General features: G+C 64.0%; 23 protein-coding genes. 13 read left to right on the forward strand and 10 right to left on the reverse strand.

Annotated features, from left to right (window positions below):
• Positions 1 to 391: 391 nt before the first annotated feature.
• The 10 genes from rplL to XI05_RS15995 all read right to left on the reverse strand — a co-directional run bounded on the left by rplL (position 392) and on the right by XI05_RS15995 (position 8253).
• Positions 392 to 772: a 50S ribosomal protein L7/L12 gene (gene rplL / locus XI05_RS15950; RefSeq protein ID WP_036027614.1), complete on the reverse strand. Its 381-nt coding sequence runs from the start codon at positions 770 to 772 to the stop codon at positions 392 to 394.
• Between the two features lie 54 nt (positions 773 to 826).
• On the reverse strand, positions 827 to 1345 hold the full coding sequence (gene rplJ, locus XI05_RS15955) for a 50S ribosomal protein L10 (protein WP_025037001.1): 519 nt from the start codon (positions 1343 to 1345) through the stop codon (positions 827 to 829).
• Positions 1346 to 1928: 583 nt separating this feature from the next.
• Entirely contained in the window at positions 1929 to 2882 is a 954-nt protein-coding gene (locus XI05_RS15960) for a 2-hydroxyacid dehydrogenase (RefSeq protein WP_271503174.1), read from the reverse strand.
• Positions 2883 to 2972: 90 nt separating this feature from the next.
• The gene (gene rplA / locus XI05_RS15965; protein ID WP_025037003.1) at positions 2973 to 3665 is read right to left on the reverse strand and encodes a 50S ribosomal protein L1; all 693 of its coding nucleotides are present in this window, start codon (positions 3663 to 3665) and stop codon (positions 2973 to 2975) included.
• Positions 3666 to 3671: 6 nt separating this feature from the next.
• Positions 3672 to 4100, reverse strand: coding sequence for a 50S ribosomal protein L11 (gene rplK, locus XI05_RS15970; protein ID WP_011088164.1), 429 nt, complete (start codon positions 4098 to 4100; stop codon positions 3672 to 3674).
• Between the two features lie 133 nt (positions 4101 to 4233).
• Positions 4234 to 4788, reverse strand: a complete 555-nt coding sequence (gene nusG, locus XI05_RS15975) for a transcription termination/antitermination protein NusG (RefSeq protein ID WP_018647229.1) — start codon at positions 4786 to 4788, stop codon at positions 4234 to 4236.
• Complete coding sequence (gene secE, locus XI05_RS15980) at positions 4788 to 4979, reverse strand: preprotein translocase subunit SecE (protein ID WP_026202711.1); 192 nt, start codon at positions 4977 to 4979, stop codon at positions 4788 to 4790. The genes nusG and secE overlap by 1 nt, the downstream gene beginning before the upstream one ends.
• A 305-nt stretch (positions 4980 to 5284) precedes the next feature.
• Complete coding sequence (locus XI05_RS15985; protein ID WP_271503177.1) at positions 5285 to 6553, reverse strand: class I SAM-dependent methyltransferase; 1269 nt, start codon at positions 6551 to 6553, stop codon at positions 5285 to 5287.
• Between the two features lie 82 nt (positions 6554 to 6635).
• The gene (locus XI05_RS15990) at positions 6636 to 7616 is read right to left on the reverse strand and encodes a lysylphosphatidylglycerol synthase transmembrane domain-containing protein (protein WP_271503181.1); all 981 of its coding nucleotides are present in this window, start codon (positions 7614 to 7616) and stop codon (positions 6636 to 6638) included.
• Positions 7617 to 7665: 49 nt separating this feature from the next.
• Positions 7666 to 8253 carry an SIS domain-containing protein gene (locus XI05_RS15995; RefSeq protein WP_271503184.1) on the reverse strand — a complete coding sequence of 196 codons (588 nt, stop codon included), beginning with the start codon at positions 8251 to 8253 and terminating at the stop codon, positions 7666 to 7668.
• A 165-nt stretch (positions 8254 to 8418) separates the two neighbouring features.
• On the opposite strand from XI05_RS15995, the gene XI05_RS16000 reads away from it, so the two are divergent.
• The 13 genes from XI05_RS16000 (at position 8419) to XI05_RS16060 (ending at position 20218) form a co-directional block, all read left to right on the forward strand.
• Positions 8419 to 9435 carry an SDR family oxidoreductase gene (locus XI05_RS16000; protein WP_271503187.1) on the forward strand — a complete coding sequence of 339 codons (1017 nt, stop codon included), beginning with the start codon at positions 8419 to 8421 and terminating at the stop codon, positions 9433 to 9435.
• An 87-nt stretch (positions 9436 to 9522) separates the two neighbouring features.
• Positions 9523 to 11088 carry a PfkB family carbohydrate kinase gene (locus tag XI05_RS16005; RefSeq protein ID WP_271503190.1) on the forward strand — a complete coding sequence of 522 codons (1566 nt, stop codon included), beginning with the start codon at positions 9523 to 9525 and terminating at the stop codon, positions 11086 to 11088.
• Between the two features lie 29 nt (positions 11089 to 11117).
• Positions 11118 to 12119 carry an NAD-dependent epimerase/dehydratase family protein gene (locus tag XI05_RS16010; protein ID WP_271503193.1) on the forward strand — a complete coding sequence of 334 codons (1002 nt, stop codon included), beginning with the start codon at positions 11118 to 11120 and terminating at the stop codon, positions 12117 to 12119.
• A gap of 5 nt (positions 12120 to 12124) precedes the next feature.
• Complete coding sequence (locus tag XI05_RS16015) at positions 12125 to 12736, forward strand: hypothetical protein (RefSeq protein ID WP_271503196.1); 612 nt, start codon at positions 12125 to 12127, stop codon at positions 12734 to 12736.
• Positions 12733 to 13770, forward strand: coding sequence for an aminoglycoside phosphotransferase family protein (locus tag XI05_RS16020; protein WP_271503199.1), 1038 nt, complete (start codon positions 12733 to 12735; stop codon positions 13768 to 13770). The genes XI05_RS16015 and XI05_RS16020 overlap by 4 nt, the downstream gene beginning before the upstream one ends.
• Complete coding sequence (locus XI05_RS16025; protein ID WP_271503202.1) at positions 13745 to 14593, forward strand: transketolase; 849 nt, start codon at positions 13745 to 13747, stop codon at positions 14591 to 14593. The genes XI05_RS16020 and XI05_RS16025 overlap by 26 nt, the downstream gene beginning before the upstream one ends.
• A 10-nt stretch (positions 14594 to 14603) precedes the next feature.
• Positions 14604 to 15563, forward strand: a complete 960-nt coding sequence (locus XI05_RS16030) for a transketolase family protein (protein ID WP_271503205.1) — start codon at positions 14604 to 14606, stop codon at positions 15561 to 15563.
• Between the two features lie 8 nt (positions 15564 to 15571).
• Positions 15572 to 16678 carry a DegT/DnrJ/EryC1/StrS family aminotransferase gene (locus XI05_RS16035; RefSeq protein ID WP_271503208.1) on the forward strand — a complete coding sequence of 369 codons (1107 nt, stop codon included), beginning with the start codon at positions 15572 to 15574 and terminating at the stop codon, positions 16676 to 16678.
• The gene (locus XI05_RS16040) at positions 16668 to 17786 is read left to right on the forward strand and encodes a DegT/DnrJ/EryC1/StrS family aminotransferase (protein WP_271503211.1); all 1119 of its coding nucleotides are present in this window, start codon (positions 16668 to 16670) and stop codon (positions 17784 to 17786) included. Before XI05_RS16035 ends, XI05_RS16040 begins: the two co-directional genes overlap by 11 nt.
• Positions 17783 to 18589: a sporadic carbohydrate cluster 2OG-Fe(II) oxygenase gene (locus XI05_RS16045; protein WP_271503214.1), complete on the forward strand. Its 807-nt coding sequence runs from the start codon at positions 17783 to 17785 to the stop codon at positions 18587 to 18589. The genes XI05_RS16040 and XI05_RS16045 overlap by 4 nt, the downstream gene beginning before the upstream one ends.
• Complete coding sequence (locus XI05_RS16050) at positions 18582 to 18974, forward strand: LIC12192 family sporadic carbohydrate cluster protein (protein ID WP_172783184.1); 393 nt, start codon at positions 18582 to 18584, stop codon at positions 18972 to 18974. Before XI05_RS16045 ends, XI05_RS16050 begins: the two co-directional genes overlap by 8 nt.
• Positions 18975 to 18999: 25 nt before the next feature.
• The gene (locus XI05_RS16055) at positions 19000 to 19665 is read left to right on the forward strand and encodes a class I SAM-dependent methyltransferase (protein WP_271503217.1); all 666 of its coding nucleotides are present in this window, start codon (positions 19000 to 19002) and stop codon (positions 19663 to 19665) included.
• On the forward strand, positions 19643 to 20218 hold the full coding sequence (locus XI05_RS16060; protein ID WP_333939916.1) for a WbuC family cupin fold metalloprotein: 576 nt from the start codon (positions 19643 to 19645) through the stop codon (positions 20216 to 20218). The genes XI05_RS16055 and XI05_RS16060 overlap by 23 nt, the downstream gene beginning before the upstream one ends.
• Positions 20219 to 20228 lie beyond the last annotated feature (10 nt).

The raw sequence follows: 20228 nt of genomic DNA on the forward strand, positions 1-20228 counted from the left end.
GGGGGCCGGAGACGCAGTTTCAGGCGCCGATGTCCTGAATCTGTTCTTCAGACCTTCAAAACGCAAAACGACGCGCGGGGCGCAGATGCGCGCCCGCCCGTCACAACGATCATCTTCACGGACTGCAAAAGCCCGAAATAGCCTGCTCTCCCAACGGCTTACAGGGAAATCCGGCATCCCTGCCCACCGCGCTTTCGTGCTGCCGACCCGATATGGGGCGACAATAGTGCAGATTCGAGGGTCAAACCCTCAAATCCCCACACTTTTTCGTGTTCGGCCTGCGTCGGATCGTTCCGTCGCACGCCTTTTGCATCCGGTCCACCCTCTCGAGGCGGACCATGATCCCGGGCAGAGCCGTTGCCCGCCCGGGACCCCCGCCAGTAAGCAGTGCTTACTTGAGCTCGACCTTGGCGCCAGCCTTCTCGAGCTGGGCCTTGATCTTGTCGGCTTCGTCCTTGTTCACGCCTTCCTTCAGCGGCTTCGGAGCACCCTCGACGAGGTCCTTTGCTTCCTTCAGGCCGAGACCGGTGATGGCGCGGACTTCCTTGATGACCTCGATCTTCTTGTCGCCGGCGCTGGCGAGAACGACCGTGAACTCGGTCTTCTCTTCCGCCGGAGCGGCAGCGCCGCCGCCGCCAGCCGCCGGGCCGGCCACGGCGACAGCCGCGGCAGCCGAAACGCCCCACTTCTCTTCGAGGAGTTTCGCGAGTTCGGCAGCTTCGAGCACGGTCAGGCTCGAGAGGTCGTCAACGATCTTCTGCAGGTCAGCCATTGTTCAGTTTCCTTGAGTGTAAGTCTGGTTCGGGTTTGAGTTTTGCGAAGGGCGTCAGGCCGCTTCGCCCTTTGAGGCATGAGCCTGGATGACGCGCGCGAGCTTGCCCGCGGGCGCGTTGGCGAGCTGGGCCAGCTTGGTCGCCGGGGCCACGATGAGGCCGACGATCTTGCCGCGCAGTTCGTCAAGCGACGGCAGCGAGGCAAGCGCCTTCACGCCGTCGACATTCAGGACGGTCTTGCCCATCGATCCGCCGACGATGACGAACTTTTCGTTCGCCTTGGCGAATTCAATGGCGACCTTCGGCGCCGCTACCGGATCGTTGGAAGTCGCGATCACGGTCGGCCCCTTCAGCATGGGGCCGATGGCAACGACGTCAGTGCCTTCAAGAGCAATTTTGGCGAGACGGTTCTTCGAGACCTTCACCGCAGCGCCCGCCTGCTTCATCTGCTGGCGCAGCTTCTGCATCTGGGCGACGGTGAGGCCGGAATATTGAGCAACGACCGCGACGCTCGTGGTCTTGAAGACCTCATTGAGCTGTTCGACCGCTTCTTTTTTTGCCGCTCGTTCCACAGCAAGCTCTCTCCGGTTGGCGGTCATCGCGAGAAGCGGGACCGCCGGGTTGCACCCATCGTCCCGCCCAAACCTGAACCTCCGGGTCAAAAACCCATCGGACACGCCGGGCAAGACGACAATTCAAAGCCTGCCCTCCGGGAGCCCTATGGGCCCACGGCGTGTCGAGGTCCGAACCAGACCCGTTTCGCAAAGTCAGCCCTTAAAGCTGGATGCGAAGTGAAATCCGGTCTTCACCCGTCTATGCAGGCATACGATTAAGCCGTTGAGAAATCGAAATTTCCCGCGGGCGCCTGCAGTCTTGGACAGGACAAGGTCAGCCGGCGAACCGCCCGACCTCTGCCCGCATCCCTGCCAACCGACGGGGTTTCCTTCCTTTTCGGGCAAATCCTTGCGGACGTCCTGAAAAGGAATGATCTCCTGTCGTGTCGGGTTTTCGGAATGCGTGCACGAACGCGCCTGCCGAGGCCGGCACGTCCGGAGGCGGTTCTTTAACCGCTCGGAGCCTGCTTGCCAAGAGCAAAATTCACACCAGTTCCAATCGATTGCCGGTTGGGTTTGAGATGGCCCAACAAGGACCGGTTCAGGCCGATTTGACCCTATAAGGCAGCGGCTTGCCCTCGAAGAACGCCGTCAGGTTGGTCAAGACGCAGTTCTGCATGGCGACGTGCGAATCCAGGGTGTGGCCGCCGATATGCGGGGCGAGCACGACGTTGGGAAGTGCCGTCAGCGCGTCGGGGGCGTGCGGTTCCTTCTCGAAGACGTCGAGGCCTGCCCCCGCGATGGTCTTGTCGGTGAGCGCCGCGACCAGGGCCTTCTCGTCGATGACTGAGCCGCGGGAGATGTTGACGACATAGCCGTCCGCGCCGAGGCGCTTGAGGATATCGGCGTTGACGACATGCTGGGTCTCGGCCCCTGCCCGCACCGCGATCATCAGCACGCTGCACCAGTCGGCCAGCGCCTCCAGCGATGGGAAATATTGATAAGGCAGATCGTATTTGGTGCGGCTGAAATAGCCGACCTCGCTCTCGAAGGCGGCGCAACGCGCCGCGATCTTGCGGCCGATCTCACCCATGCCGTAGACGCCGATGCGGCGCCCGGGCATGCCGGCCTGGGGCCGCATCATCGGCGATTGTTTCGAGGCCGCCCAATCGCCGCTGCGAACATATTGGTCGGCCACCAAAATCCGCCGCGTCGTCGCCAGCATCAGGGTCATCGCGATGTCGGCGACGGAAGCCGCATTGGCGCCCGGGCTGTGGCCGACCGCGATGTTGCGGCTGGCCGCTGCCTTCAGGTCGACGCCGTCATAGCCGGTGCCGTAGCAGACGATGGCGCCGAGCTTCGGAAACAGATCCATCGCCTCCGCACCGAACGGCGTGCCGCCCGCGGTGAGCAGCGCGCGGATGCCGTTGAGCTCCTCGGCCGGAAACACCTCGCGCGCCGGCTTGCCGCCGGTGTCGAGCAGCTCGAACCGCTCGGCGAAGCGCGCCATCATCGACTTGGGAAAGCGCGAGTAGATCAGGACCTTGTCAGTCATTGTTGTTGTTTCCGGTCAGCGGCGCCACAAACGACGAGGGGCGGAATCGGTCACCCGATTCCGCCCCTCGCCTCATGCAATTTCCAAACCTCAGCCGAGAATGGTGCCCGGCTCGACCTTCACGCCGGGGCCCATCGTCGAGGACACCGCAACGCGCTGGATGTAGGTGCCCTTGGAACCGGCCGGCTTCGCCTTCGAGACAGCATCGGCCAGAGCCTTGATGTTCTCGACCAGCTTCTCCTCGGAGAACGAGGCCTTGCCGACGCCGGCCTGCAGGATGCCGGCCTTCTCGACGCGGAACTCGACCGAGCCGCCCTTGGCGCCCTTCACCGCACCGGTGACGTCCATGGTCACGGTGCCGATCTTCGGGTTCGGCATCAGGCCGCGCGGGCCCAGCACCTTACCGAGGCGGCCGACCAGCGGCATCATGTCGGGAGTGGCGATGCAGCGGTCGAAATCGATCGTGCCGTTCTGCACCTTCTCGACCAGGTCTTCGGCGCCGACGACGTCGGCACCTGCGGCCTTGGCCTCATCGGCCTTGGCGCCACGGGCGAACACGCCGACGCGGAGCGTACGACCGGTGCCGTTCGGCAGGGTCACGACACCGCGGACCATCTGGTCGGCATGACGCGGATCGACGCCGAGATTGATGGCGACCTCGATGGTCTCGTCGAACTTCGCTTTCGCGCGCTCCTTGACCATCTTGATGGCGTCCGCGAGCGGGTAAAGCTTTTCGCGGTCAATGCCTTCGCGGGCTTTGTTCAAACGCTTTCCGATTGCCATGGCCGCTTACCCCGCAACTTCCAGACCCATCGAACGGGCGGAGCCCTCGACCATCTTCATGGCCGATTCGATGGTGTCGCAATTCAAGTCCTTCATCTTCTTCTCGGCGATCTCGCGCACCTGCGCCTTGGTCACCTTGCCGGCCTTGTCACGGCCCGGCGCCTTCGAGCCGGACTGGATCTTGGCAGCCTGCTTGAGGAAGTAGGACATCGGCGGCGTCTTCATCTCGAAGGTGAAGGAACGGTCCGCATAGATGGTGATGATCACCGGGATCGGGGTGTTCTTCTCTTCCTTCTGGGTCTGGGCGTTGAACGCCTTGCAGAACTCCATGATGTTGAGACCGCGCTGACCGAGCGCGGGACCGATCGGGGGCGAAGGATTCGCCGCACCGGCCGGGACCTGAAGCTTCAGGTATCCGGTCACTTTCTTTGCCATGTATCACTCCTGTTGTGCCGGCATGTCGCCGGCGGTTTCAGGTTCGTGGTCGGGATCAACGGGCGGCTGGCAACCGCCCTCGTCCTCCCACGGCCTCTTGTTGCGCGAGACCGAAGCCTCGCGCGTTACCCGATCAGACCTTCTCGACCTGACCGAATTCCAGTTCGACCGGCGTGGCGCGGCCGAAGATCGACACCGCGACCTTCACACGCGAACGCGCCTCGTCGATTTCCTCGACCACACCCGAGAACGAGGCGAACGGGCCGTCGGCCACGCGCACGTTCTCGCCGATCTCGAACGACACCGACGCCTTCGGCCGCTCCACGCCCTCCTGCACCTGGTGCAGGATGCGCATGGCCTCGGCTTCCGAGATCGGCATCGGCTTGTTCTCGGCGCCGAGGAAGCCCGTGACCTTCGGCGTGTTCTTGATCAGATGGAACGCCTCGTCGGTCAGCTTCATCTTCACCAGCACGTAGCCGGGGAAGAACTTGCGCTCGGCGTCGATCTTGCGGCCGCGGCGCACTTCCGTGACCTTCTCGGTCGGAACCAGTACCAGTTCGAACAGCTCCTCGAGCCCGCGCTGCTTGGCCTGCTCGCGGATCGATTCGGCGACCTTCTTCTCGAAGTTCGAATAGGCGTGGACGATGTACCAGCGCTTGTCGGACACTTGAGCGGTTGCTGTTGCCATCAGTGAATGCCCAGAAGGTAGGTGATGAGAACACGGATGATCTGGTCGGCGGCGAAGAAGAAGATCGAGGCCACGGCGACCATCACGAACACCATGATGGTGGTGATCGTGGTCTCACGGCGGGTCGGCCAGGTGACCTTGGCGGTCTCCGAGCGCACTTCCTGCAAGAACTTGAACGGGCTGACTGCCATCGTTTGAGACGCCAATAAGGATTTCAGGGATCCGAACAGCCGCCGTTGGCCCAGCCCTCTGTCTCGAAGGATGAGCCGGAAATCGGGCTCGATTGTTCGGGGATTTCAAGGCCGCGCCGGAGATCCGCGTCTAACGGGCCGGCTGCGAGTGCGGGGTATCTACTGCGGATGAGGCCAAAGGTCAAGGTAAGAGAGTTCGCCCGGGCAGGCCGCCTCCCCCGGACGGCCATGCAGAAGCCATGTGGATCAAGGACTTGTCGTCCGCCCGCAAGGCTCCCCCAGGAGGCTATCCGACGCCCGGCCCGTCAGTCGGTCCGGTCGACCATGGAAATCCCCGGCAGCGGCACCACGAATTTCCCGCCATCGGCGAAATAGCGGGCGTGCTTGGCCCGGATCGGGTCGACATAGCGCCAGGCGAAGACCACCACGAACGCCGGCTTCCGCTCGTAAAGGGCGGCAGGCGGCAGGATCGGGATGTCGTAGCCGGGTCCGGCCATTACCTTCCCCTTGTTGGGATCGTCGTCCACCAGGAAGTCGATCTTGTTCTCCAGGCCGAACTGCGGCAGCAGCGTCGTGGTTCCCACCGAGACGCCATAGCCGGCGACCAGCTGACCGCGCGCATGGGCGGCGTCGGCCATCGCGACCAGTTCGTCGCGGATGGCGGCGATCCTCTTCACATACGGCGCATAATAGGCCGGCTGATCGACACCGAGCCGTTCTTCCTCCGCAACGAAACGCGCGACCTCGGCCGACGGCTTCTTGGCGCCGCCGGCGCGCTGCACGGTGACGCGGATCGAGCCGCCCTTGGTCCAGATGTGCTGGACGTCGATCAGCTCCATGCCCAGCCGGGCGAAGAAACGGATCAGCGGCTTGATGTTAAAATAGGACAGATGCTCGTGATAGACGGTATCGAGCAGGTTCTTCTCGGTGACGTCGACGCCGTATTGCGTTTCGAAGACGAACAATCCGTCCGGCGCGAGCACGTCACGAACCCCGATCACCAGCGGATCCAGATTGTCGACATTGGCGATCATGTTGTTGGCGATCACGACGCTCGCCGCGCCATGGCTCTGCAGGATGCGGCGACCGATGGCATCGGTGAAGAAATCGCCGATGGTCTCGATGCCCGCCTCCGTGGCGCGCCGCGCGATGTCGACGGCGGGATCGACGCCCAGCACCCGCATGCCGCGCTCCTTGAAGAATCCGAGCAGCGATCCGTCATTGCTGCCGAGCTCGACCACCAGCGAACCCGGCGCGATGCCGAAACGGCTGACGACGTCGTTGGCATAGCCTGCGAAATGCTCGCGCAGGCCGAGCGAGAGCGAGGTGGTATAGACGTAGTTTCGGTACTGGATCTCCGGATTGCCGACATGGAGAATCTGGAGGTGGCCGCAATCCCGGCACAGATGCAGCGACATCGGCACCGCAGCCCGGAAGACGGGATCGTCGACGCTGGCATTCGGCACCTGGAAGTTCGGCGTGCCGATGGGCATGCCTGCCATCGGGACGACCAGCTCTTGCTTGTCCGAATGACAGAGGCGGCAGGTATTGCGGACGTAGAACAGGTTTTTCATCGTGCAACCGAAAAATGAGATACGCGCGCGAGTGAGATCATCCCACCCTGTGAAGACCAGATCGGCAACGGGCTGAAGCGGGTCATGGGTGGCTCGAGGCCTCATTGCCCAGCCCGTAACTGGGCGCGTCCTCTGCCGCCTTGGCCGCCTTGTCGGCCGCATACGAGCCGCGCTCCCGACTTGCCAACCAGATTGCGCCACCGGCCAGCCCGATGATCACGCTGATGGCGCCCAGCAGGAGCGATATCGACAGCGCCTCCTCGGACGGCACACCCGCCAGACCAAGGCAGGCGACCATCGCTCCCTCGCGAACGCCCCAGCCGCTGATCGAGATGGGGACGGCCGTGAGCAGCACCACCGGCGGAATCAGGATGCCGGCGTCGAGGACAGAGAGCTGCGCTCCGACACCGCGCGCCAGGGCGTAACAGGCCGCGGCGGTGACGAGGTGGATGAGGAGCGCCGATCCGAACAGCAGCGCGCGATGATCGGACTGCAGGAGCAAGAACCTGACCAGCGTTCCGAACCGCACGAAGCTCGCGATCGCGGGCAGCGCGATGAAACGTTTCGGCAGACGGTCGAGCGTCAACAGGACCACCGTGCCGGCGACGCCCGCCACCGTCAGTCCGCCGATGGCCAGAATCGCGGCCTGATTCGACACGCGTGACAGCAGAAACGGCAATCCGGCCACCATCAGCACGATCAGCCCGATCAACGCCGTGAAGCGGTCAGCTGCAACGCCCTTGACCGCCTCGGGCCACTGCACGTCGCGTTGGCGCAGCAGCCACATCCGCACCGCATCCCCGCCGACCGACGACGGCAACACCTGATTGAACCAGAGGCTGATCATGAGGATCCGCCAGCCCGCGAGCCAATCCAGCGACACGCCGAGCGCGCGCATGATGAGCTCCCACCGGCCGTTGAGCAGGAAGGTCTGAAAGAAGATCAGCGCAAGCGCGACGACGAACAGGACCGGATCGACCGAGACGAGATGATCGCGCAACTGGCGCAGGTCGAGACCACGCGCGATGTAGACCAGCACGGCGATCGACAGCAGCAGCTTCACCGAAAACAGGGCCGCATGCTTGAATCGCGTCCGCATCAAGATGCCCGCCTCAGGACGCCGGATATTCCGCACGACCGATGACGAGGTCGATTGCGGCCATCATCCAGAACTGGTGCGTGGTCTCGACAATGTTGTAGCTGCGGCTGTCGACCCAGAAATTGACGTCGCCGAGATGGCGCAGCGGATTGTCCGTGTTCATGCCCGACAACGTGATCACGTCGAGCTTCATCTTGCGCGCCTGCGCAACCGCGTTGAGGATGTTCTTCGAACGTCCCGACGAGCTGATCGCGACGAGGCAATCGCCGGCGCGCGCATTCAGCCGCACGGCGTGGGCGATCCAGTCCTCGAACCCGTAATCGTTGGCAAGGCACGACATCATGCTCGCATCGCTGAAGCACAGTGCAGGCACCGACGCATTCTTCGCCAGATCGATCGCCAGATGCGAGGCGATCCCGGCCGATCCGCCGTTGCCGACGAAGATGACGCGGCCGCCCTGCTCGCGCGTGCGCAACCAGGACGCGCGTGTCGCGGAGATCCTTGCAAAAATACCGTCGTCGACCGCCGTCGCGCGATGCAGGCGCCCCACGTAATCGTCGAGGAAGGCTTTATGCTCGGGATCGACGGATTCGGCAGGCATGGGCTGGCGGCTCGATTGCAACATCACGGGGTGATACCGGCTATTACCAAGGATTGCAAAGGTATAATACTTGCAAAGTTTGCGAGCGGCTGATAGTCGGCTTTCGGGTTTCACTCAACATTGGCGGGCCTATTTCGCTGGGCATTCGCGTCACGGATGTTCCCCATGAAATGCATCGTTACTGGCGGCGCCGGTTTCATTGGAAGTCACCTCGTCGATCGCCTGCTCGATGACGGCCACGAGGTCACCGCGCTCGATAATTTCGTGATCGGACGCGCCGAAAACCTCGCCGCGCGCGCCGGTTCGAGCCAGTTGAAGGTCGTGCGGGCAGACGTCACCGATCTCGACGCGATCAAGCCGTATTTCCACGGGGTGGATTGGGTCTTCCATCTCGCCGCGCTGGCGGACATCGTTCCCTCGATCGAGTCGCCGATTCCCTATCACCGCGCCAATGTCGATGGCACGGTCAACGTTCTCGAGGCGGCGCGGCACGCCGGCGCCCGCCGCTTCATCTATGCGGCTTCCTCCTCCTGCTACGGCATTCCGGATCTTTATCCCACGCCGGAGAGCGCCGAGATCCGGCCGATGTATCCCTATGCGCTCACCAAGAATCTCGGCGAGCAATGCGTCATGCACTGGTGCCAGGTCTACAAGCTGCCCGCCGTGGCGCTGCGCCTGTTCAACGTGTTCGGACCGCGACATCGCACCACCGGCACCTACGGTGCCGTGTTCGGCGTGTTCATGGCACAGAAGCTCGCGGGCAAGCCCTTCACGGTGGTCGGAGACGGCGAGCAGACGCGCGACTTCACCTTCGTCAGCGACGTCGCCGATGCCTTCGTGACCGCCGCGCGATCCGATGTCTCGCACGAGATCTTCAATGTCGGCTCGGACAACACCTACAGCGTGAACAGCCTGGTCGAGCTCCTCGGCGGCGACAAGGTCCACATTCCCAAGCGTCCCGGCGAGCCCGACTGCACCTACGCCGACATCAGCAAGATCAAGCGCGTCCTGAAATGGGCGCCGAAGGTGAAGTTCGAGGACGGCGTCGCGACGATGTTGAAATCGATGGACCAGTACAAGGACGCTCCGCTCTGGACGGTGGACAAGATCGCCGACGCCACCAAGGACTGGTTCAAATATCTCGGTGACGACGAGGTCACCCCGCAGAAGGCAGGCCGTTGAGCAGATTCGTTCACCCGCATATTTTGCCGCCAGCCAATCATTTCCGGGTCGGCCAACCGAGACCGACCGGCGCCTTGGGTCATTCACATGGGTAATGCTGCGACAGACAGGCCGGCCGGCCATCCGGCACCGCACGAGAAGATCAAGACGATCGAGGAGCTCGGCGAGATTGCGCGCACCGCACAGGCAAAGGGCCTGACCGTCGCGCTCTGCCACGGCGTGTTCGATCTGGTGCATCTCGGCCACGTCCGGCACATCCTGGCAGCCCGCAACGAGGCCGACGTGGTCGTGGTGACCATCACCGCCGACCGTCATGTCAACAAGGGCCCGGGACGGCCGATCTTTCCGGAGAACATGCGCGCCGAGATGCTGGCCGCCCTCGGTACGGTCGACTGGGTCGGCGTCAATCAGACCTCCAGTGCCGAGCCGGTCCTCGATACCGTACGCCCCGATATCTACGTAAAGGGCTCGGACTACGAGAATCCCGAAGACGACGTCACCGGCAAGATCGCGGTGGAGCGCGAGACCGTCGAGCGTCATGGCGGGCGAATCGTCTTCACGCGCGACGTGACGTTCAGCTCGTCGTCGCTGCTGAACCGCTATTTCGACATCTACGATCCCCCCTTGCGCGACTACCTCCAGAAGGTCCGCGATGGCGGCGGCGCCGAACGCCTGCTCAAGCTGATCGATAAGATCCAGGACATGCACGTCGTGCTGGTCGGCGACACCATCATCGACGAATACCAGTACGTCACGGCGCTCGGGAAGGCCTCCAAGGAGAACATCGTCGCGACCCTGCTCAAGAACGGCGAGCAATTTGCCGGCGGCGTCATTGCCGCGGCCAATCACGTCGCGAGCTTCTGCAAGTCGGTCGAGATCGTCACGACGCTGGGCGGCAACGACTACCCCGAAGAGTTCATTCGGGCGCATGTCCGCCCGAACGTCACGCTCACGCCGATCCGCGTTCAGGGCCGTCCGACCACCCGCAAGCTGCGGTACGTCGAGATGGGCTATCTGCACAAGCTGTTCGAAGTCTACACGATGGACGACACGCCGCTCGACGAGGCTGCGCGCACGGAGATCGACCGCGTCACCGCCGAGCGCGTCCGCGCGGCCGACGTCGTCATCGTCACCGATTTCGGTCACGGCATGATCGCATCCAGCACGATCGACACCTTGATCGCGCATTCCAAATTCCTGGCGGTCAACGCCCAGAGCAACAGCGGCAATCACGGCTACAACCTGATCACGAAGTATCCGCGGGCCGACTACATCTGCATCGACGCACCGGAAGCGCGCCTGGCCGCCACCGACAAGTTCAACGACATCGCATCGGTGATCGAGGGCGGCCTGCATCGCAAGATCAATTGCGACAACATGATCATCACGCACGGCTCCTTCGGCTGCTACCCCTTCTCGTCGAAGACCGGCGTTGCGCGCGTTCCCGCCTTCACCAAGACGGTCGTCGATACCGTCGGCGCGGGCGATGCCTTCCTGACGATCACGGCGCCGCTGGTGGCGGCCGGCGGCAATATCGAGGACGTCGCCTTCATCGGCAATGCGGCGGGCGCGATCAAGGTCGGCATCGTCGGTCACCGCAACTCGGTCGAAAAGGCGCCGCTGGTCAAGTTCGTCACCGCGTTGTTGAAATAGCGCAAAAAGAAAAATTCCGGAGAGCGACAGTGATTGGTCAAAAATGGAATGTGATGGTCACCGGTGGCGCCGGCTATGTCGGCAGCGTGCTGGTCCCCGAGTTGCTTGCAGCGGGCCACAAGGTCACGGTGCTCGACTTGTTCATGTATGGCGAGGACGTCTTCAACGCCGTGCGCGACAATCCGAACCTGCGCCTGATCAAGGGCGACATCCGCGATGAGACCGCAATCAACGAGGCCCTGCACGGCAACAACGCGGTGATTCACCTCGCCTGCATCTCCAACGATCCCTCGTTCGAGCTGGACCCGGGGCTCGGCAAGTCCATCAACTACGACTGCTTCCGTCCGATGGTGCGCGCCGCGAAGAAGGCAGGCATCAAGCGCTTCATCTATGCCTCCTCCTCGAGCGTCTACGGCATCAAGGACGAGGCCGAGGTGACCGAGGAGCTGTCCTGCGAGCCGCTCACCGACTACTCCAAGTTCAAGGCGATGTGCGAGACCGATCTTGCCGACGAGGCCGCGTCGGGCTTCGTTACCTGCACGGTTCGTCCGGCCACCGTCTGCGGCTACGCTCCGCGACAGCGGCTCGACGTCGTCGTCAACATCCTGACCAATCTCGCCGTCAACACCGGCCGCATCCGCGTGTTCGGCGGAACGCAGAAGCGGCCCAATTTGCACATCCAGGACATGTCGGCGGCCTATCTGTTCCTGCTGCAGCAGGACGATGCGAAGATCGACGGCAAGACCTACAACATCGGCTACGAAAACCACTCGCTGATGAAGATCGCCGACATCGTCAAATCGGTGGTCGGAAGCAATGTCGACGTGGCCGTCGAGCCGACCGACGATCTCCGTTCCTACCACGTGTCGTCGGAGAAGATCCGCCGCGAGCTCGGGTTTGCGCCGACGCACACGATCGAGCAGGCCGTGTCCGGCCTCGTCGATGCCTTCAAGGCGGGCCGCCTGCCGAACTCGCTCAACGATCCCAGGTATTTCAACATCAAGATGATGCAGAACATCAGCCTGAAGTGAGCGGCGTGCGGATCGGCATCGATTTCGACAACACGATCATCTGCTACGACAAGGTCTTTGCCGCGGCCGCGCGCCAGCGCGGGCTGGTGCCGGAGGGCTGGGACGGGCTGAAGACCGACGTGCGGGACTATCTGCGCTCCCGCGCCGGCGGCGAGCTTGCCTGGCAGGGGCTGCAAGGCTTCGTCTATGGCAAGGGCATCGGCGGCGCCGAGATCTACCCTGGAGTCCGCGACTTCCTTGTCGCGTGCCGCAAGGCCGGCGCGAGCGTCTATATCGTCAGCCACAAGACGCAGTTCGGCCATCAGGATCCCGATCGGGTCGACTTGCGCGAGGCTGCGCGCGGCTGGCTGAAGAGCGCAGGCCTCATCGACCTCGCCGACGCGGCGATCGCGGCCGGCAATGTCTATTTCGAGGACACGCTGGCGGCCAAGGTCGAGCGGCTCGCAAGCCTGCAGCTTGACATCTTCATTGACGATCTCGTCGACGTTTTCGCGCAGCCGCATTTTCCGAAGGCGACGCGATCGATCCTGTTCACGCAGGCGCGGCCGCCGCATCCCGCGCATTGTGAGCCGCTCGCGAGCTGGGCCGATATCCACCGCGGAGTGTTCACGGCATGAGCGAGCCGGACATCAGCGTACAGGATGCGGTCTCGATCGGCAGCCGCCTCGCCGGGGTACGGGTCGCAGCAGCGCAACCGGCGCGGTCCGGCGGCAACAACCGGGTGTTCCGGCTGGAAATGGCGGAAGGGCCGCCCCTAGCCCTCAAGCACTACCCGTCCGACGGACGTGATCGCCTGGGACAGGAATATGACGCGCTCACGTTTCTCTCGCGCCACGGCATCACGTCGACACCGCGGCCGGTCGCGAAGGATCCGGCGGCGTTCTGCGCGCTGTATCAATGGTTCGACGGTGACGCCGCGGTCCTGCATCCCCGGCACGACGACGCCGACCAGCTGGCCGATTTCCTGATCGCGCTGCAAAGACTGCGCGACGCTGAAGGCGCGCAGACTCTGCGTAACGCATCGGCCAGCATCTTTTCGCCCGAGGCGGCCATCGCCCAGTACGAGCAACGCCTCGACGGACTGAGGCAGGCCTCGGATGATCATCCGGACCTGCGTGCGTTCATGGACGGCAGCCTCGTTCCCACCACTGCCGTCGCAATCCGGCAACTCCGTAGGCGCTATGCGGAACTGGGCCTGGATCCCGCCGCGGACCTAGCGCCTGCCCATCGCGCATTGAGCCCGTCGGATTTCGGACTGCACAACGCACTACGCGCCGACGACGGCAAATTGCGCTTCATCGACTTCGAGTATTTCGGCTGGGACGACCCGGTCAAGCTCGTGTCCGACACCGCGATTCACCCCGGCAGCGGTCTGCCCGACGCCGACGCGAACCGATTGATCGAGCGGCTCTCCCAGGCCTTCGCGGCTGGGGATGACGCGTTTGCGATCCGTCTTGACGTACTGTATCCTGTGTTCGGGGCGATTTGGTGCCTGATTGTCCTGAATGCCTATTTGCCGGAAAGCCGCTCCCGGCGCGCCCTGGCTGCGCAAGGTGGCGATCTGACGGTCCGCCTTGCCGGCCAGCTCGACAAAGCCCGCCGGCTCCATCAAACGATTTGCCAACGTGATCCAGATCTCACCCCACGCTGAAGCTGCTCTCACCTGCACGCTGGACGAGCGCAGCCTGTATTTGCGCCGCCTGGTCCTCGGTTCGGTCCGTTCCGCGGGGCGCGGCCATGTCGGGCCTGCCCTGTCGCTGATCGAGATGGTTCGCGTGCTCTACGACGATGTGCTGCGGATCGACCCGCAGAACCCGGGCGATCCCGATCGCGACCGCGCCATCCTCAGCAAGGGACATGGTTGTCTGGCGCTCTACGCGCTATTGGCCGACCGCGGCTTCTTCCCACTGACGGAGCTGGAGAGCTTTTGCGGCTCCGACAGCATTTTGGGCGGGCATCCCGAATACGGCATGGTGCCCGGCGTCGAGGCCTCGACCGGCGCACTCGGACACGGTCTGTCGATCGGCGTCGGCCTTGCGCTTGCCGCCCGCATGCGCGAGCGCAGCTACCGGACCTTCGTGCTGCTCGGCGACGGCGAGATCAACGAGGGATCGGTGTGGGAAGCTGCGATGGGCGCGGCCAAGCACGGCCTGGACAATCTGGTCGCGCTGATCGACTATAACAAGCTGCAGAGCTACGGCCCCACCGACTACGTGCTGCCGCTGGAGCCGCTCGCGGACAAATGGCGCAGCTTCGGCTTCGCGGTGCAGGAGGTCAACGGCCACGACGTCGGCGCGTTGCGCACGGTGCTGAAGCAGGTCCCGGCCGTTGCCGGCAAGCCCACCGCCATCATCTGCCATACCGTCAAGGGCAAGGGTCTTCCGGCTGCGGAATCCAATGCCGATTGGCATCACAAGAACAAGCTGACCGACAGCGAGCTCGACGCCATTCGCGTCGCCGTCGGCGATTTTTGATCGGCTCCCCATGCGCAACACCGCGATGAACATGGTCCACAAGCTCGCCGCGCGCGACGAGCGGGTGCTCTACATCGGCTCCGATCCCGGCGCCGGCACGCTGCGGGCGATGAGCAAGGAGTTTCCGAAGCGCCATCTGATCGAGGGCATCTCGGAAGCGCACATCATCGGCATGTCGGCAGGTCTGGCGATGGAAGGCTTCGTGCCCTACGTCAACACCATCGCGACCTTCCTCACCCGCCGCTGCTACGAGCAGGTCGCCGTCGATCTCTGCCTGCACAATCTGCCGGTGCGGCTGATCGCCAATGGCGGCGGCCTCGTCTACGCACCGCTCGGTCCCACCCACCAGGCGATCGAGGACGTCGCCATCATGCGGGCGCTGCCGAACATGACGGTGATCTGCCCGTGCGATGCCGATGAAGCCGCGCGCATGATGGAGCAGACGCTGGATTGGAAGGGTCCGATCTACATCCGGCTCGGCAAGGGCGGCGATGCCATCGTCTCCAAGGCCGAGCACGGTTTTGAGATCGGCAAGGCCATCCTGATGCGCCCGCAGGGCGACGTCCTCATGGTGACCACCGGCATCATGCTCCAGCGCGCCCTCGCTGCAGCCGACCTGCTGGCCGCGCAAGGCATTCGCGCGGGCATCCTGCACATGCATACTGTGAAACCGCTCGACACCGCAGCGCTGCTGCAGGCGCTCCGCGGCACTAGGCTCTTGGTCACGCTGGAGGAGCACGTGCCCTCCGGCGGCCTCGGCAGCGCGGTCGCGGAGGCGCTGATCGACAAGCTCGGCTCCGGCTTGCCTGCGATGCTGCGGCTGTCGCTGCCGGACCGCTTCATGCACAATTACGGTTCGCAGGACTCGCTGCTGAAGAAGCACGGGCTCTCGGCCAGCGCCATCGCGACCTCGATCGAGCATGCGCTCGCGGCGTCGCACACTTCCGCTCCTCAACTTCATTCCACCTGACGGGTCACATGTACGACGTTCGATATTCCTATCTGCTCGAGCAATTCGCCGATCCCGCACCGATCCTCGCCGAGATCGGCCGGCTGGTTGCGACCGGTGACTTCACCCTTGGCAAGCCCGTCGCCGAATTCGAGAAACGCTTCGCCGAATTGATCGGCGTCCGTCACGCCATCGGCGTCGGATCGGGCACCGACGCGCTCAAGCTGCCGCTCAAGGCGCTCGGCATCGGTCATGGCGACGAGGTCATCACCGCCGCGAACACCTTCATCGCCACCGTCGGCGCGATCGCGGAAACCGGCGCGACACCCGTGCTGGTCGATTGCGACGATTCCTTCTGCATGAATGTCGACCAGGTCGAGGCTGCGATCACTGGCAAGACCAAGGCGATCATGCCGGTCCAGTTGACCGGCGAGGTCACCGACATGGGCAAGCTGACGCCGATCGCGCAGCGTCACAACCTGCCGGTGGTCGAGGACGCCTGCCAGGGCATCCTGTCGGAGTTTGCGGGGAAACGCTCCGGCACGCACGGCATCGCGGCCGGCTTCTCGCTGCATCCGCTCAAGAACCTCAACGTCTGGGGCGATGCCGGCGTCGTCGTCACCAATGACGACGGCATGAACGAGAAGCTGCGCCTGATCCGCAACCACGGCATGAAGAACCGCGACGAGATCGCGATCCTCGGCTGCAACTCGCGGCTCGATTCCTTGCAGGCCGTGGTCGGCAACTGGCTGATCGGCCAGACCAGCGAGATCACGCGCCGCAGAATCGAGAATGCGGCCTATTACGATGCGGGTCTCGCCGGCCTGCCCGGCCTGCGCATCCCGCCGCGCCGTCCCAACGTGAAGCACGTCTACCATCTCTACATGGCGTTCGCCGAACGCCGCGACGAGCTCTACAAGTACTGTCTGGACAACGGCATCGAGGCCAAGATCCACTATCCGATCCCGCTGTATCAGCAGGAAGGCCTGAAGCATCTCGGCTACGCGCCGGGCACGTTCCCGGTCACCGACCGCCACGCCAAGGAAGTCATCAGCTTCCCGGTCGACCAGCACCTGACACGCGCCCAGCAGGACCGCGTCATCGAGACCGTCAGGAAGTTTTGCCATGGACGCTGACACCGGCCGCCGGCGCATCGGCTACGTCAATCTTCCCGCGCAGTTCGAGGAAGAGCGCGCCGAGATCATGCAGGCGGTCGAGGGCGTGTTTTCCCGCGGCGACTTCATCGGCGGCGCCGCGGTTGGAAAGCTCGAGGAGGAATTGTCCGCCTATCTCGGCTCACCGCATGTCGTGACGCTGAATTCCGGCACCGACGCGCTGATCCTCGCCATGCGGGCGCTCGACATCGGCCCCGGCGACGAAGTCATCACGCCGCCGAACTCGTTCGTGGCATCGACCGCCGCGATCATCGCGGTCGGCGCCACGCCGGTGTTTGCCGACGTGCTGCCCGACCAGAACATCGATCCGGCCGCGGTCGAGGCCGCCGTCACGCCGCGCACCAAGGCGATCATGCCGGTGCATCTGACCGGACGCATGGCCGACATGGCTCCGCTGATGGCAATCGCGGCCAAGCACGCGCTCGCAGTGATCGAGGACAGCGCCCAAGCGGTCGGCTCGACCTATGACGGGCGCATGAGCGGCACCATCGGCACGTTCGGCTGCTTCTCCGCCCACCCCCTGAAGAATCTCAATGCCGCGGGCGATGCCGGCTTCCTCGTCACCGCCGATGCGGAACTTGCCGCAAGAATCCGCCGGCTGCGCAATCACGGCCTGATCAACCGCAGCGACGTCCAGGAATGGGGGATCGTGTCGCGGCTCGACACGCTGCAGGCCGAGGTGCTGCGCATTCGCCTGCGTCATCTGCCCTCGGTGATCGAACGCCGGCGGCGCAACGCCGCGCAATACCGCGCCGAGCTCGCGGGGCTGCCCCTGTTCATTCCGCCCTGCCGGAACATCGAGTTCAACACCTTCCACACCTTCGTGGTGCAGTCCGAGCGGCGCAACGACTTCCAGAAATATCTTGCCGACAAGGGCATCGAGACTGCGATTCACTATCCGGTCCCGATCCACCTGCAGCCGGCAGCGGCGCATCTGGGCCATGGCCGCGGCGCGTTCCCGGTGACGGAACGGCAGGCGGACCAGATCCTCACGCTTCCCATCAACCAGTTCCTGTCGGCCGCCGACATCAGCTATATTTGCGCGACCGCCCGGGAGTATTTTGCATGACGGACACGGACTTCCTGCACGCCGACGAGCAGGCGCTGGCGCAACGCTTCATCGACGATGGCTTCGTCACCACCCCGGTCGACGATCGCGCCGGGCTCGACCGGATCCAACGCCGCGCCGCCGAGCTCGCGGCCGACTACCTGAAGCTGCCGCACAGCAACGATCCCTACGCGATGCTGGACACGATCCACACGCGGGTGAGCGTGGATGATCTCAACGGATTGCGGCTGCACGTCTTCAACGGCCTCAACGCCGAGCCCTGGTTCCGCCCGACCTATTTCCGCCTGGCGCGCTCGACGATCGAGACCATCGTCGGCAACGAGCTCTGCATGCAGCGCCGCGTCAATCTCAGCATCCAGCTTCCCGGCGACAGCTCCTCGCTGCTCGCGACCCATTCCGACGTCTGGTCCGGCGACTCGCCGTTCGAGGTCGTGGTGTGGGTGCCGCTGGTCGACGTCCACCGCACCAAATCGATGTATCTGCTGCCGCCGTCCCTGAACGGCGAGATGCAGGACCGCATGGCGGCCTTGCGCAGCGCCGAAGAGCTGTACAAGACCATCAAGCCGCACGCGACCTTCATCGAGATCCCCTACGGTCACGTGATGCTGTTCAACCAGACCCTGATGCACGGCAATCGCGTCAACGAGGAAGCCGGCACGCGCTGGAGCATGAACTGCCGCTTCAAGAGCATCATGTCGCCCTATGCGGACAAGCGCTTCGGCGAGTTCTTCGAGCCGATCCTGCTGCGCCCGGCAACCCGGGTCGGCATGCAGTACAAGCTGCCAGGAGGCTTCCATGGCTGAGCGAGCCGGCCACCGCGGCTACATCGGCGCCAGGCCGTTGAACGGCAGCCGCACCCCCCAGCACGTCCAGAACATCGTGATCCGCGACTATGCGCGGCGGAAGAACCTGCAATATCTCCTCAGCGCCGCCGAGCACACCATGCCCGGCAGCTACATGGTGCTGGAAGACATCCTGGACGAGCTGCCGCAGCTGCGTGGGCTAATTCTCTACAGCATCTTCATGCTGCCGCCCGACGAGGCTCGGCGGCGGCAGATCTACGACCGCGTGCTGCGCGAGGGCTGCGACCTTCACGCGGCGGTCGAGGAGATCACGCTGGCGTCACAGAAAGACATCCAGGCCGTCGAGGACATCCTGCTCGTCAACAAATTCGCAACCATCCTGTGACGATGCCGCGGACTGGTTGGCCCCCATGACCGAGATCAACCTGCTCCAGCCGATGCACGCATCGACGAGGCGGGACTACGTCCAGCGCGTGGTCGAGCACGACAAGGCGGAATCCGCCACCGTCGCCCGGCAATGGGGAGCCGACTATTGGGACGGCGACCGGCGCTACGGCTACGGCGGCTATCGCTACGACGGACGGTGGCGCCCGCTGGCCCAGACGCTGATCGATCGCTACGGCATCAAGCCGGGCATGAGCGTGCTCGACGTCGGCTGCGGCAAGGGCTACCTGCTCTACGAGTTCGCCCAGCTCGTCCCCGACCTCAGGATCGCCGGCATCGACATCTCCGAGTACGGCATCGCCAACGCCAAGGAGGAGATGCGGCCGCATTTGAACGTCGGCAGCGCCGTCGCGCTCCCCTACCCCGACCACAGCTTCGATCTCGTCGTCTCGCTCGGCGTGCTGCACAACCTTCCGCTCGAGGACGTGTTCCGCGCCGTACCTGAGATCGAGCGCGTCGGACGCGGCACCTCGAAATATCTGATGGTCGAATCCTTCCGCAACGAGCGGGAGAAGGCCAATCTGCTTTACTGGCAGCTCACCTGCCTGAGCTTCCACGGCCCGCAAACATGGGCCTGGATCTACGACAAATGCGGGTACCGGGGCGACCATGGGTTCATCTTCTTCGAATGAAACGGGTCGGCGCCGGCCGACCTCGTTGCGCGCACAGAATCCGGAAGTGTATTATTCCGACGACGCCATCGTCACCGCGGACGATGCCACGATCGCGGAGCTGAAGCGCATCGCCGCCGGCAACCCGCGCCTGCGCAGCCGGCTGTGCACGCATCCCGATCCCGCCTCGGGCCTGCACGAAATGCTGATCGTACACCATCGCGAGGCGTATGTGCGGCCGCACAAGCACCTTGGCAAGCCTGAATCGTTCCACGTCATCGAGGGCACCGCGCAGGTCGTGATCTTCGAGGATGACGGCCGCATTCGCGAAGTGCTCGAGATGGCGCCCTACGGTCAGGGCAAACGCTGCTACTACCGCATGCCCGAAAAGGTCTTCCACTCGATCCTGATCACCTCGGAATGGCTGGTGTTTCACGAAACCACCGCCGGCCCGTTCGATCCTTCGCGCACGGCATTTCCCGACTGGGCCCCGGACGGCGGCGACGCCGTCGAGGTCCAGGACTACGTCACACGGACTGGCGCGCTCGCTGCGGAGCATCTGGCGAGACCATAGATTTCGACCG

The organism is Bradyrhizobium sp. CCBAU 11357 (assembly GCF_028128865.1).
In the GTDB taxonomy this organism is placed as follows: Bacteria; Pseudomonadota; Alphaproteobacteria; order Rhizobiales; family Xanthobacteraceae; genus Bradyrhizobium.

Bases quoted from the DNA above. Each gene is read 5' to 3' on its own strand.
- rplL (WP_036027614.1), bottom strand. From the start codon at position 772: ATGGCTGACCTGCAGAAGATCGTTGACGACCTCTCGAGCCTGACCGTG.
- XI05_RS15960 (WP_271503174.1), bottom strand. From the start codon at position 2,882: ATGACTGACAAGGTCCTGATCTACTCGCGCTTTCCCAAGTCGATGATG.
- rplA (WP_025037003.1), bottom strand. From the start codon at position 3,665: ATGGCAATCGGAAAGCGTTTGAACAAAGCCCGCGAAGGCATTGACCGC.
- rplK (WP_011088164.1), bottom strand. From the start codon at position 4,100: ATGGCAAAGAAAGTGACCGGATACCTGAAGCTTCAGGTCCCGGCCGGT.
- nusG (WP_018647229.1), bottom strand. From the start codon at position 4,788: ATGGCAACAGCAACCGCTCAAGTGTCCGACAAGCGCTGGTACATCGTC.
- secE (WP_026202711.1), bottom strand. From the start codon at position 4,979: ATGGCAGTCAGCCCGTTCAAGTTCTTGCAGGAAGTGCGCTCGGAGACC.
- XI05_RS15985 (WP_271503177.1), bottom strand. From the start codon at position 6,553: ATGAAAAACCTGTTCTACGTCCGCAATACCTGCCGCCTCTGTCATTCG.
- XI05_RS15995 (WP_271503184.1), bottom strand. From the start codon at position 8,253: ATGCCTGCCGAATCCGTCGATCCCGAGCATAAAGCCTTCCTCGACGAT.
- XI05_RS16000 (WP_271503187.1), top strand. From the start codon at position 8,419: ATGAAATGCATCGTTACTGGCGGCGCCGGTTTCATTGGAAGTCACCTC.
- XI05_RS16005 (WP_271503190.1), top strand. From the start codon at position 9,523: ATGGGTAATGCTGCGACAGACAGGCCGGCCGGCCATCCGGCACCGCAC.
- XI05_RS16020 (WP_271503199.1), top strand. From the start codon at position 12,733: ATGAGCGAGCCGGACATCAGCGTACAGGATGCGGTCTCGATCGGCAGC.
- XI05_RS16030 (WP_271503205.1), top strand. From the start codon at position 14,604: ATGCGCAACACCGCGATGAACATGGTCCACAAGCTCGCCGCGCGCGAC.
- XI05_RS16035 (WP_271503208.1), top strand. From the start codon at position 15,572: ATGTACGACGTTCGATATTCCTATCTGCTCGAGCAATTCGCCGATCCC.
- XI05_RS16040 (WP_271503211.1), top strand. From the start codon at position 16,668: ATGGACGCTGACACCGGCCGCCGGCGCATCGGCTACGTCAATCTTCCC.
- XI05_RS16045 (WP_271503214.1), top strand. From the start codon at position 17,783: ATGACGGACACGGACTTCCTGCACGCCGACGAGCAGGCGCTGGCGCAA.
- XI05_RS16050 (WP_172783184.1), top strand. From the start codon at position 18,582: ATGGCTGAGCGAGCCGGCCACCGCGGCTACATCGGCGCCAGGCCGTTG.
- XI05_RS16055 (WP_271503217.1), top strand. From the start codon at position 19,000: ATGACCGAGATCAACCTGCTCCAGCCGATGCACGCATCGACGAGGCGG.
- XI05_RS16060 (WP_333939916.1), top strand. From the start codon at position 19,643: ATGGGTTCATCTTCTTCGAATGAAACGGGTCGGCGCCGGCCGACCTCG.